The following is a 12,352-nucleotide window of genomic DNA, read 5'->3' on the forward strand; positions in this document are numbered from 1 at the left end:
CGCAGCGAGGAGAGGTCATGACCACCCTTCCGGACCCGGTACGGGACACACCGGAGGCGTACTCCGCCCCGGCGCAGCCGGCCGAGCCGACCCCGGCGCATGTCGCAGCGGCGACCGCTCCCGTCGGGTCGGCCACTGCCGACTGGAGCGAGGGCGTGGACACCGTGCCGCGCGCCGGTGGCACGCCGGGCGAGCTCCAGCCGTACACCGAGTTGGGTCTGCGCGACGACGAGTACGACCGGATCCGGCAGATCCTCGGCCGCCGGCCCACGCAGTCCGAGCTCGCCATGTATTCGATCATGTGGAGCGAGCACTGCTCCTACAAGTCGAGCAAGGTGCACCTGCGCCAGTTCGGTGAGAAGGCCCCGCACAGCGACCGGCTGCTCGCCGGCATCGGCGAGAACGCCGGTGTCGTGCAGATCTCCGACGAGCTGGCGGTGACCTTCAAGGTCGAGTCGCACAACCACCCGAGCTTCGTCGAGCCCTACCAGGGCGCAGCGACCGGCGTCGGCGGCATCGTCCGGGACATCCTCGCCATGGGCGCCCGCCCGGTCGCCGTGATGGACCCGCTGCGCTTCGGCGCCGCGGACCACCCGGACACCGCCCGGGTGCTCACCGGCGTGGTTGCCGGCGTCGGCGGCTACGGCAACTGCCTCGGCCTGCCCAACATTGGTGGCGAGCTGGTCTTTGACCCCTCCTACCAGGGCAACCCGCTGCTCAACGCGCTCTGCCTGGGCGTGCTGCCGGTCAACCGGCTGCAGAACAAGGCCGCCGCCGGCCCGGGCAACGTTGTCGTGCTGATGGGCGCCAAGACCGGCCGCGACGGCATCGGCGGCGTCTCGGTGCTGGCCAGTGCCACCTTCGACGAGGGCAGCGAGCAGCGCCGCCCCGCCGTGCAGGTCGGCGACCCGTTCATCGAGAAGCTGCTGATCGAGGCGTGCCTCGAGCTGTACGACAGCCAGCTGGTCGTCGGCATCCAGGACCTCGGCGGCGCCGGTCTGACCTGCGCGCTCACCGAGACCGCCGCCGCAGCCGGCACCGGCATGCGGGTCTGGCTGGAGCGGGTGCCGCTGCGGGAGCCCTCGATGGACCCGCACGAGATCCTGGCCAGCGAGTCCCAGGAGCGGATGCTGCTGGTCGTCGAGCCGGACAAGCTCGACGCGGTGCTCAAGATCGCCGAGACGTGGGGCGTGCTGGCCACCGCGATCGGCGAGGTCACCCCGCCGGAGCCGGACGGCCGCCCGGGTCGACTGCTGATCACCTGGCAGGACCACCTGGTCGTCGACGTACCGCCGGGTTCGTTGGTCGACGACGGCCCGGTCTACGCCCGTCCGATGCGTGAGCCGGCCGACCTGATCCTGCTCCAGGCCGACCGCGCCGAGACGCTGCCGCGCCCGGCCGACCCGGAGGCGCTGCGGGAGACCGTGCTGCGCATGATCGCGTCGCCCAACCTGGCCGACAAGACCTGGGTCACCGAGCAGTACGACCGCTACGTGCTGGGCAACACCGTGCTCGCCCAGCCGGAGGACGGCGGCGTGATCCGGATCGACGAGCGGACCGGGCTCGGCGTGGCGCTCTCGGTGGACGGCAACGGCCGGTACGCCCGGCTGGACCCGTACAACGGCACCAAGCTGGCCCTGGCTGAGGCGTACCGGAACGTGGCGGTGACCGGCGCGACGCCGATTGCCGTGACCAACTGCCTCAACTTCGGCTCCCCGGAGGACCCGGGCGTGATGTGGCAGTTCGCCGAGGCCGTGCGCGGCCTGGCGGACGGCTGCCTGGAGCTGGGCATCCCGGTGACCGGCGGCAACGTCAGCTTCTACAACCAGACCGGCGCGGCGGCCATCCATCCGACCCCGGTGGTCGGTGTGCTGGGCGTGCTGGACAACGTCGCCGACCGGGTGCCGATGGGCTTCGTGCCGCGTGCCGGTGGCGACCACGACCAGCTCTACCTGCTCGGCGAGACGAACGTGGAGCTGTCCGGCTCGGAGTGGGCCTGGGTGACGCACGAGCACCTCGGTGGCATCCCGCCGCAGGTCGACCTCGGGCGGGAGAAGGCGCTCGCCAGCCTGCTGGCCGAGGCGGCCCGCGTCGGCCACCTCAGCTCGGCACACGACCTCTCCGACGGTGGCCTCGCCCAGAGCCTGGTCGAGTCCTGCCTGCGCCGTGGCGTCGGGGCCCGGGTTGCCGTGCCGGAGCAGTTCGCCGAGGGCTCGATGCCGTTCGTCTACCTGTTCAGCGAGTCCGCCACGCGGGCGCTGGTGTCGGTGCCGCGCGGCCACGACAAGGCGTTCGCGGCGCTCTGCGCCGAGCGGGGGGTGCCGTTCGAGCTGATCGGCGTCACCGACCCGTCCGGCGGCGCACTCGAGGTGCACGGCCAGTTCCGGATCGGCCTGGACGAGCTGCGCACCGCGCACACCGAGACGTTGCCGCGCCTCTTCGGGGGCTCGGCGGCCGTCGAGGTGCCCGCGCCGGCCGCTGGCGTGGCGGGTGCGGTCGAAGCCGTCCCGCTGTCGGTCGCACAGGCCGCGCCGGTTGATGCGGCGGCGGTGGTCTCCGAGCCGATCGCTTCGTCTGGCCCGGTCCCGCGGACCGGTGCTGTCGAGCCGATCGAGTCGGAGCAGCCGACCACCGCCGACCAGGGCGGGTCGTCCGAGTCTGACTCCGGTGTCACCGAGCCGTCGCCTGACGAGCGCTGAGGCGTTGGCGGCCGCCGTCCACGGCCAACCCGGTTCCGGTGCCCGGTTCGACTGGGGGTTGACCGGGGCGGCCGAGCTTGGTCGGGTCTGCGGGGCGCTGGTGGTGGTGGACGTGCTGTCGTTCACCACCGCCGTGGAGGTGGCGGTCGCCCGTGGCATGCGGGTGCACCCGTTTCCCTGGGGTGAGCAGGCCGCCGAGTACGCGGTGCGGGTCGGCGCGGTCGCGGCGATCGGTCGGCGGCGGGTGACCGCAGAGCATCCGTGGTCGCTCTCGCCCGCCGCGCTGGCCGCCGCACCGGTGGTGGCGGACCTGGTGCTGCCCTCGCCGAACGGCTCGGCCATCAGCGCCGCCGCCAGCGCCACCGGCCTTCCGGTGGTCGCGGCGTGCCTGCGCAACGCACCCGCCGTCGGGCGTTGGCTGCGCCGCCAGGGGTACGGCACAGCGGACGCCCCGATCGGCGTGATCGCCTCGGGGGAGCGGTGGCCGGACGGGTCGCTGCGCCCCTCGGTGGAGGACCAGCTGGGTGCCGCCTCGGTGCTGGACGCTCTCTCCGGCGTGCCGGGCGGGCTCTCGGTGGAGGCGGCCATGGCGCTCGCCGCCTTGGCGAGCACTCCGGACGTGCCCGCCGCGGTGCGCGGCAGCGTTTCCGGGCGGGAGTTGACCGGAAGCGGCTTCGCCGAGGACGTGGACATCGCCGTCCAGATCGGCGTGTCGGACGTCGTGCCGGTGCTCCACCAGAGCGTGTTCTCCGCCGCCTGACCGCGCGGCCTCGCCCGTGATCAACTCGGCTTCGCTGAAGTCGGGGCAGCCAGGTCTGCGGGGTGGCCCGACTGCACGGATCGTGAGTGGGTCTTGCAGCAGCGAAACGGCCACCCAGACATCCGGGTGGCCGTTTCCGTGCGCTGTGGTGGGGGTCAGTCGTCCAGCCAGTCGAGGCGACGGCCGCCCCGCTCCGTCGGGGGCGGCGGCGGGGTGTCCGGTCGGGTCCGGCCGGCCGGTTGGTCGTAGCCGCCCTGGTCGTAGCCCCGGTCGTCGTAGCCGCCGCGCTGCTGCGGGGGCTCCTGGCCGTAGTTGCCGCCCTGGTCGTACCCGCCGGCCGGCTGGCCGTAGCCGCCCTGGTCGTAGCCCCGGTCGTCGTAGCCGCCGCGCTGCTGCGGGGGCTCCTGGCCGTAGTTGCCGCCCTGGTCGTACCCGCCGGCCGGCTGGCCGTAGCCGCCCTGGTCGTACCCGCCAGCCTCCTGGCCGGTGTATCCCGCGGTCGGCTCGGCAGCCCGGCCGCCGTACGGGGCCGGGTCAGGCTGGCCGTACCCCTGCCCCTGCTCCGGCTGGTAGACGCCGGTGGCATACGGGTCGGCCGGAGCCGGGTACTGGGTGCTGTCGCCGGTGTACCGGCCGGTCGGCTCGTCGTACCGCTCGCCGTAGGCCGCTCCGCCAGCGGGAGCCGGCGGGTAACCGGCCGCCCCGGCCGGGGCCGTGTAGTCACGGCTGCCGTAGCCGCCACCAGAGGCCGGTGCGCCGCCGTAGCCAGCGCCGGAACCGGGTGCGGCGCCGTAGCCGTCACCGGCCGCGCCAGCGCCGTAGCCGCCCTCGGGGCCTGCCGGAGTGCCATAGCCGCCACCCGACGCGGGGACGTTGCCGTAGCCGCCGTACCCGCCGGGTGCTGGCTCGTCGCCGTAGCCAGCGCCACCGCCCCAGCCCTGCTGACCCGCGCCGCCGTACGCCTGCGCAGGCGCGCCGTACGGGTCCGGCGGGACGTCGTCGACCACCGGGCGGTGCATCATCGTCGGGTCCGGGCCGCCGCCGGGCCGGCCGCCGACCACCCGGGTCTGGTCGTCGGGGCCGCGGAACCCGCCGTGCGCCGGCGGGACCACACCGCCGCCACCAGCCGTCGCCGAGGCATCGTCGTCGTCGTTCTCCTTGCGCTTCATCCAGAGCAGCACGATCGTGCCGACACCGGCGGCCACCAGCAGACCGCCGAGCAGGATGATCAGGTACGACTCTGGGCCGCCGCTGTCCTCGTTGTTCGCGGCGTTCGCCGGAGCACCCGGGCTGGCCGCGTTGGTGGCCTCCTCCTCGGTGCCCTCCTCGGCCGTCTCCTCGGTGGCAGTGGCCTCGGGGGTGGCGGACGGGGTGGCGCTCGGCGTCACCTCGACCTTGATCGCGAGGCTGATCCGCTGGCCGGTGACGGCCTGCCCGGCGGCGGCGTTGATGGTCTTCCGGCCGACGATGTTGTCGGAGCTGGCGCCCAGCTCAAGGCGCCCGGGCGCGATCGGATTGTCGGTGCTGCCGGTGAAACGGAAGTTGCCGCCGCCGTCGCTCACGGTGTCGTGGCGCTTACCCCCGCTGTCGAGCAGCATGACCACGGCGTTCGGCACCCCGTCACCGTTGGCCTGCACGACGACCTTGCCGGCGACTGACTTCACGGTCTGGTTCTGCGGCGGCGGCGCGGCCTTGCCCTTGACCGTCAGCGCGAAGGTCTTGGTGTCCGGGCCGGAGTCGGCCTCGACGGCCACGGTGACGGTGGCGGTGGCATCGCCTGCATTGTCATCGGCCGCGATCCTGACCAGTTGCGACTTCGTCTGGTTCAAGGGGCCGCCGGAAAAGTTGACGTCGCCGCAGCCGCTGGCGCATCTGACACCCTGCGGTAGGCCAGCGAGGCTGATCGTCGCCTTGTTGTCGCCATTACCCGCGGTGACGCGCACGGTGACTGTGGCGTCGCTGCCGGCGTTCACGGTGACCGAGTTTGGTGTTACCTCGACGCTTGCGGCCATTGCTGGTGTGGCGGGGATGGCGAGCAGAGCGCCGACAACCAGCGCTACGACCACACCGGCCCGCTGCTTCCAGGCACGTCGGTGTGTTGACACGTCCACCGCCTTCCGGGCTGACTTCCCTCTGACCGGCGGGGCGCCGGGCCGGGGATCATCACGGTTCGAATACGCCGTCGGCAACTATGCCTTGTCCGACTGTCTCGGCGCGACCCAGGGCCGACGTCGGGTGCTTGGCCGGTAGGTCGTATCGTCCCGTCGTGTCCTCTCCGTACAGTAAGTCCGCTGCCGTTGCGGCCGCGTTGTCGGCGCTCGACGAGGGTCGTACGCCCGAACGGCCGGTGTTCCGGGAGGCGGTCCGGTCGTTGTTGGCCGTCCTCGCGGAGCGCGCCCCCGGCCGATCGGTGGAGGTGCGCGTCCCACCATACGGTGCGATCCAGTGCGTACCGGGGCCTCGACACACCAGGGGGAACCCGCCAAATGTGGTCGAGATGGCTCCTGGCACCTGGTTGGAACTGGCAACCGGGAGGATCGGATGGGCGGAGGCGGTCACCGAGGGTCGCGTTCAGATGAGCGGCGTCCGAGCGGACCTCTCGGCTTATCTGCCCCTCTAGTCGACCCAATGGCCACTCACCGTAACTCTCGGCACGGGAACCGTGACTTTCTGTATCGACGGCGATTCGCGTACACTGTCAGGCGAACGAGAGTGGTCCCGGCAGATGGAGTGTGGATCCGCCCGTGATCCCGCCCGGCCGGTCCAGACCAGCATGAGGGAGCGGTAGGTGCCCCGAGGCGACGGCCGGCTGAGCCACGACCTTGACCCCCAACGACCTGGCCCCCAGGATGCCTGCGGCGTCTTCGGCGTCTGGGCCCCCGGCGAAGAGGTTGCCAATCTGACCTACTTCGGCCTCTACGCCCTGCAGCATCGCGGCCAGGAGGCGGCGGGCATCGCGGTGAGCGATGGCTCCGGTGTGGTGGTCTACAAGGACCTCGGCCTGGTGGCTCAGGTCTTCGACGAGCCCACCCTGGCGAGCCTGCGCGGCCACCTGGCGATCGGGCACGCCCGTTACTCCACGACCGGCGCGTCGAACTGGGAGAACGCCCAGCCGACGATCCGGTCGACCACCTCCGGCACGACCATCGCGCTCGCCCACAACGGCAACCTGGTCAACACGGCCGAGCTGGAGAAGGAGGTCGCCGAGCGCGGTCTCGTCGCGGACGGCTCGACCAACGACACCTCCCTGGTGACGATGCTGCTGGCCAGCCGACCGGATCTGTCGGTCGAGGCGGCCGCACTGGAGGTGCTGCCGCAGCTGCGCGGCGCGTTCAGCTTCGTCTTCATGGACGAGTCGACCCTCTACGCGGCCCGCGACCCGCACGGCGTCCGTCCGCTGGTGCTCGGCCGCCTGGAGCGCGGCTGGGTGGTGGCCAGTGAGACCGCCGCACTGGACATCGTCGGTGCCAGCGTGGTGCGCGAGGTCGAGCCGGGCGAGCTGATCGCTATCGACGAGAATGGTCTGCGTTCCGCCCGGTTCGCCGCGCCGGAGCCGAAGGGCTGTCTCTTCGAGTACGTCTACATCGCCCGCCCGGACGCCACGATCGCCGGGCGCAACGTGCACGCGACGCGGGTGCAGATCGGCCGGCAGTTGGCCAAGGAACATCCGATCGAGGCGGACCTCGTCATCGGCGTGCCGGAGTCGGGCATTCCGGCCGCGATCGGCTACGCGGAGGCGTCCGGCATCACCTACGGCGCCGGCCTCATGAAGAACCCGTACGTGGGGCGCACCTTCATCCAGCCGTCGCAGACCCTGCGTCAGCTCGGCATCCGGCTCAAGCTCAACCCGCTGCGGGAAAACGTCCGGGGCAAGCGGTTGGTGGTCGTGGACGACTCGATCGTGCGCGGCAACACCCAGCGCGCCATCGTGCGGATGCTGCGTGAGGCGGGGGCGCTGGAGGTGCACGTCCGGATCTCCTCCCCGCCGGTCAGCTGGCCGTGCTTTTACGGCATCGACTTCGCCACCCGGGCGGAGCTGCTGGCCAACGGGTTGGACAACGACGGCATCCGGCGTTCCATCGGCGCCGACACGCTGGGTTACGTATCGCTTCCTGGCCTGATCGCGGCGACCGAGCAGCCGAAGACCCGGCTGTGTCGGGCGTGTTTCGATGGGGAGTACCCGATCGAGCTACCGGCCGACAACCTGATCGGCAAGCACGTGCTCGAAGCGGTAGGCCGACGGGTCGCCAACACGGCGCCAGAAGCTCCGCACACCAACGGCTCGTTCGTCGCCACTCCGGGTGGCGTTACCGCAAACCGCCCGTAGCACCATCCGGCGCGGCCCGGCCACCGCCAGCGCCGCACCGAGAACCAAAGGGGAGAACCGTGACGCACGTATCCGAGCGCAGCGGCGCAGGAAGCAGCCCGACCGGCGCCGGTGGCGACCGTCAGCCCTGGACGGCCGGCGCTGGCCGTCAGGCGCGCAAACGCTCGGTTTCGTACGCCGACGCCGGGGTCTCCATCGACGCGGGCGACCGCGCGGTGGAGCTGCTCAAGTCGAAGGTGCGGGAGACCCGCCGTCCTGAGGTGCTGGGCGACCTCGGCGGCTTCGCCGGTCTGTTCCGGCTCGACACGAAGAAGTACAAGAACCCGATCCTGGCGTCCTCCACCGACGGGGTGGGCACCAAGCTGGTGATCGCCCAGCAGATGGACATCCACGACACGGTCGGCATCGACCTGGTCGCGATGGTCGTCGACGACCTGGTGGCCTGTGGTGCCGAGCCACTGTTCCTGCTCGACTACATCGCCACCGGCGAGGTCGTGCCGGACAAGGTCGCCGAGATCGGTGCGGGCATCGCTGACGGCTGCCGCTACGCCGGCTGCGCGCTGCTGGGCGGGGAGACCGCCGAGCACCCCGGCGTGCTCCGCCCGGACGAGTACGACATCTCCGCGACCGGTGTCGGCGTGGTCGAGGAGGCTGACATCCTCAGCCCCGACCGGGTCGAGGTGGGCGACGTGGTGATCGCCATGCGCTCCTCCGGCCTGCACTCCAACGGCTACTCGCTGGTCCGGCACGTGCTGCTCGGCGCGGCCCGGATGCGCCTGGACATCGTGATCGACGACTTCGGTCGGCAGCGGACCCTGGGTGAGGAGTTGCTCACCCCGACCAAGATCTACGCCAAGGACTGCCTCAAGCTGATCGCCGAGGCCGAGGTACGGGCATTTGCCCACGTCACCGGCGGCGGCATCCCCGGCAACCTGGTCCGAGTGCTGCCCGAGAACGTCGACGCGGTGGTCAACCGGTCCACCTGGAAGCCGCAGCCGGTCTTCGACCTGATTCAGACGAAGGGTCGGATCGACGACCAGGACATGGAGTCGACCTTCAACATGGGCGTCGGCATGTTCGCGATCGTGTCGGCCGAGGACGCCGACCGGGCGCTGGCCACGCTGACTGGCCGTGGGGTCGAGGCCTGGCAGGCCGGCGAGATCATCGAGGGCACCGGCAACGTGCAGATGGTTGGTCAGCACACCCGCGGTTGATCACGCTCTGGTGATCGTACGGGCACCTGATCAGGGCTTCACCCGAGTGGCCAATGCCGCCTAGCCTGAAGGGCTCAGGCTAGGCGGAGGAGGACGATGGCTGTTCGGGGACAGTCGTTCAGCGGGATGCGCGGTCTGGCCGCCGTCCCGTCGTACGTCGTCATGCAGCCCACCACCCTTTGCAACCTCGACTGCGCGTACTGCTACCTGCCGTTTCGGTCGGCCGATCGGCGGATGCCGGTGGCGGTGGCAGCGGCGGTGGCAGCGGCGGTCAACCCCTGGGCGGCGGCCGGCCGGTTCTCGGTGGTGTGGCACGGCGGCGAGCCGTTGGCGGCCGGCCGGGAGCATCTGGCTGACCTGATCGCGCCATTCGGGCCCGAGGTCGAGCACCACGTGCAGACCAACGCCACCCTGATCGACGACGATTGGTGCGACTTCTTCGCCCGGCACGAGATGCGGGTGAGCGTGAGCGTCGACGGGCCCCGGGCGCGCAACGGCGACCGGGTCAACCGGGGCGGCCAGCCGGCGTACGACCGGATCTTGCGTGGTGTCACGGTGCTGCGCCGTCGTGGCCTGCCCTTTTCCGCGCTGGCCGTGGTGTCCCGGCCGGAGCCGGGGCTCGCCACTGAGCTGTACGACTACTTCCTCGAGCTGGGCTGCGACGTGTTGGGCATCAACATCGAGGAGACCGAGGGGGTCAACACCCGCGACAACCGTCATGATTCGTCCGCGGTGACCGCGTTCTGGGCGGAGTTGGTCGCGGCCTGGCGCCGTGAGCCCCGGATCCACCTGCGCGAGATCGAGTGGTCGCTGCGCTACGCCGCAGCGGTGCTCGACAACTCGGCGGACGGGGTGTTGCCCCGCCAACTGGACCCGATCCCGACGATCGGTCATGACGGCTCGGTGACCGTGCTCTCTCCGGAGTTGGCCGGCTTCACCGACCCCCGCTACGGCGACTTCAGCAGCGGCAACGTGTTGACGGCCCCGCTGGCGGAGATCCTCAGCGGCGCGGCGGAGACGCCGTGGGTGGGAGAGTTCCTGGCTGGGGTGGAGGCATGCCGGGTGTCCTGCCCGTACTTCGGCTTCTGTGGCGGTGGCCATGCTGCCAACCGCTACTTCGAGCTGGGGCGTTTTGACGGTACGGAGACCGAGCACTGCCGCAACAGCAAGATCCGCCTATTGGAGGGAGTGTTGGAGCATGCCCGAGACCACCAGTGACCGGCGGCCTGAGCGCGAAGCGGATGACGGAGTTACCGAGCGGGTGCGGGACGCCGCTCCTGCGCTCGTAGCGCTCCTGCAGGAGGCCGAGGACGCTCGGCGGCTGAGATCGGAGGTGTCGGGCGGGGACGGCGCCAGCGCGGTCTGCGCCTGGAACCACTTCGAGAACATCCCGACGTTCTACAACTGGAACAACCGACCGCGCTGAGGTGACCCGCGATCAGGGGCCTGTCGAGTGGCCGGAGTGGCTCCGGTCGGGCCAGGCCCCTGATCGTCGGTCAGCTGCACCTGCACGGGACGCGCGTGAGCACGCGGGGGTCACCGCGTGCTCAGCTGCGTCGAGCGGTCAGCGGGTCGGACGGACCCAGGGATCCGGGTCGTCGTCCGCGTGATCCTCATCATCGTCGTCGACGAACTCTTTAGAGTCGTCGTCGAAGTGGTGCTCAGACTTACCAGCACCCGCCAGTTCGCGCTGCAAGGCGGTGAGGTCGGTGTTCGGGGAGTGATACTTCAACTCCCGGGCCACCTTTGTCTGCTTGGCCTTAGCACGGCCGCGCCCCATGGCTCGACCCCCTCGCACAGAATGCGGGGCAGCCCGAAGGCGGGCCCCGATGACGTCAGGCATCTCTCGTGGCTCTTACGGTACATGGGGATGCCACCGTTCGGCACCTCGGGTTACCGCTGGCCGGCTCTGCGCGTCGCGTTGATCCGGCCGTCACCCAGTGTACCCGGTAAGGAGCGGAACGGTTAGCACCCGTGACGCCGGACAAACCGTATCAAAATTGACCCGGCCTCAGCTTACTGGCCGGTTCCGGCAAAAGGGGGACCGGAGGCGGATCCCGTCGATCCGCCTCCGGGAACGCTCAGGGCAGGTGGATCGCGCGCAGCCGGCCGACATCGGCCATCCGCCGCTCGGCCAGCCGGTCCGCGGCCACCGCCGGCGGCACGCCCTCGGCGTCAGCCAGGTGCAGGATCTCGCGGGTGGTGTCGTAGATCCGGGTCGCCCGCAGCTTCGCCCGGTCGAAGTTGAAGCCCTCGATCTCGTCGGCCACCTGGATCACGCCGCCCGCGTTGACCACGTAGTCCGGCGTGTAGAGGATGCCCCGGTCGGCCAGCAGCTTCTCGATGCCCGGGTGGGCGAGCTGGTTGTTCGCCGCCCCGGTCACCACCTTGGCGCGCAGCGCCGGCACGGTGTCGTCGTTCAGGGCGCCGCCCAGCGCGCACGGCGCGTACACGTCGATGTCCGCGGCGACCAGCGCACCGGCGTCGTCCATCAGGGTGACCTGCGGGTGGTTGGCGCGCACCCACGCCAGCGCCTTCGGGTTGACGTCGGTGGCGACCACCTCGGCGCCATCGTCCAGCAGGTGCCCGGTGAGGTATTTGCCGACCTTGCCCAGGCCGGCCACGCCGACCCGCCGGCCACGCAGGCTCGGGGTGCCCCACACGTGCTCGGTGGCAGCCCGCATGCCCTGGAAGACACCCCAGGCGGTGAGGATCGACGAGTCACCGGCGCCGCCGTGCTCCACGCTGCGCCCGGTCACGTAGCGGGTCTCCCGGGCCACGACGTCCATGTCCGCCACATAGGTGCCGACGTCACAGGCGGTGTAGTAGCGACCGCCCAGCGACTCCACGAAGCGACCGTACGCGCGCAGCAACGCCTCGCTCTTGATCTGCTCCGGGTCGCCCCAGATGACGGACTTGCCACCGCCCAGGTCCAGCCCGGCGAGCGCGTTCTTGTAGGCCATCCCGCGGGACAGGTCGAGCACGTCGGCGAGGGCGTCCTCCTCGCGGGCGTACGGGTAGAAGCGGGTGCCGCCGAGCGCCGGCCCCAGCGCGGTGGAGTAGATCCCGATGATCGCCTTGAGGCCGCTCTGCTTGTCCTGGCAGAACACGACCTGTTCGTGTCCGGTCGATACCGGGTCGTCGGTGCTCGCGAATACGCCCATGATTGGCTCCTGAAGTGGTGTGCGTCCTTGTGGGACGCGGACCTGGTGGACCCCGGCGGGGATGCTGCCGGTGTGATCGAGCCTAGTATCGGCCGCGTGCGGGCGCTCGACGCGCCGCTGCCGTCCCACGTTGCGGCGCGCGTGGTCCGGCCGCTGACGGCGTACGGCTGCGGTTCGTGGGAGGATCG

10 protein-coding genes are annotated in these 12,352 nt (G+C 71.1%); 7 read left to right on the forward strand and 3 right to left on the reverse strand.

Annotated elements, in window-relative coordinates:
• The first annotated feature begins 17 nt into the window (after nt 1-17).
• Nucleotides 18-2,699 (forward strand): phosphoribosylformylglycinamidine synthase subunit PurL, encoded by a 2,682-nt coding sequence (purL, locus tag OG811_RS11620; RefSeq protein ID WP_406074074.1) that lies wholly within the window; start codon nt 18-20, stop codon nt 2,697-2,699.
• 4 nt (nt 2,700-2,703) lie between these two features.
• Nucleotides 2,704-3,459, forward strand: a complete 756-nt coding sequence (locus OG811_RS11625) for a 2-phosphosulfolactate phosphatase (RefSeq protein ID WP_406075665.1) — start codon at nt 2,704-2,706, stop codon at nt 3,457-3,459.
• A gap of 155 nt (nt 3,460-3,614) precedes the next feature.
• On the opposite strand, the gene OG811_RS11630 is transcribed toward OG811_RS11625, so the two are convergent.
• Complete coding sequence (locus tag OG811_RS11630; protein ID WP_406074076.1) at nt 3,615-5,564, reverse strand: hypothetical protein; 1,950 nt, start codon at nt 5,562-5,564, stop codon at nt 3,615-3,617.
• A gap of 161 nt (nt 5,565-5,725) precedes the next feature.
• Between OG811_RS11630 and OG811_RS11635 the strand changes: the two genes are divergently transcribed.
• The 5 genes from OG811_RS11635 (at nt 5,726) to amcA (ending at nt 10,426) form a co-directional block, all read left to right on the forward strand.
• Nucleotides 5,726-6,079: a sterol carrier family protein gene (locus OG811_RS11635; RefSeq protein ID WP_406074078.1), complete on the forward strand. Its 354-nt coding sequence runs from the start codon at nt 5,726-5,728 to the stop codon at nt 6,077-6,079.
• 168 nt (nt 6,080-6,247) lie between these two features.
• Nucleotides 6,248-7,786: an amidophosphoribosyltransferase gene (purF, locus tag OG811_RS11640; RefSeq protein ID WP_406074079.1), complete on the forward strand. Its 1,539-nt coding sequence runs from the start codon at nt 6,248-6,250 to the stop codon at nt 7,784-7,786.
• 59 nt (nt 7,787-7,845) lie between these two features.
• Nucleotides 7,846-9,000 carry a phosphoribosylformylglycinamidine cyclo-ligase gene (gene purM / locus OG811_RS11645; RefSeq protein WP_406074081.1) on the forward strand — a complete coding sequence of 385 codons (1,155 nt, stop codon included), beginning with the start codon at nt 7,846-7,848 and terminating at the stop codon, nt 8,998-9,000.
• Nucleotides 9,001-9,126: 126 nt separating this feature from the next.
• On the forward strand, nt 9,127-10,218 hold the full coding sequence (gene amcB / locus OG811_RS11650; protein ID WP_406075666.1) for a cyclophane-forming radical SAM peptide maturase AmcB: 1,092 nt from the start codon (nt 9,127-9,129) through the stop codon (nt 10,216-10,218).
• A complete protein-coding gene (gene amcA, locus OG811_RS11655; protein ID WP_406074083.1) occupies nt 10,199-10,426 on the forward strand; it encodes a multiple cyclophane-containing RiPP AmcA in 228 nt (75 codons plus the stop codon). Before amcB ends, amcA begins: the two co-directional genes overlap by 20 nt.
• Before the next feature lie 138 nt (nt 10,427-10,564).
• Here the strand turns inward: amcA and OG811_RS11660 are convergent, their stop codons facing one another.
• Complete coding sequence (locus OG811_RS11660; protein ID WP_030332207.1) at nt 10,565-10,780, reverse strand: DUF3073 domain-containing protein; 216 nt, start codon at nt 10,778-10,780, stop codon at nt 10,565-10,567.
• A gap of 301 nt (nt 10,781-11,081) precedes the next feature.
• Nucleotides 11,082-12,164, reverse strand: coding sequence for a Leu/Phe/Val dehydrogenase (locus OG811_RS11665; protein WP_406074085.1), 1,083 nt, complete (start codon nt 12,162-12,164; stop codon nt 11,082-11,084).
• Between the last annotated feature and the right edge of the window lie 188 nt (nt 12,165-12,352).

Origin of the sequence: Micromonospora sp. NBC_01638, from assembly GCF_045209745.1 — a bacterium.
Classification (GTDB): Bacteria; Actinomycetota; Actinomycetes; order Mycobacteriales; family Micromonosporaceae; genus Micromonospora.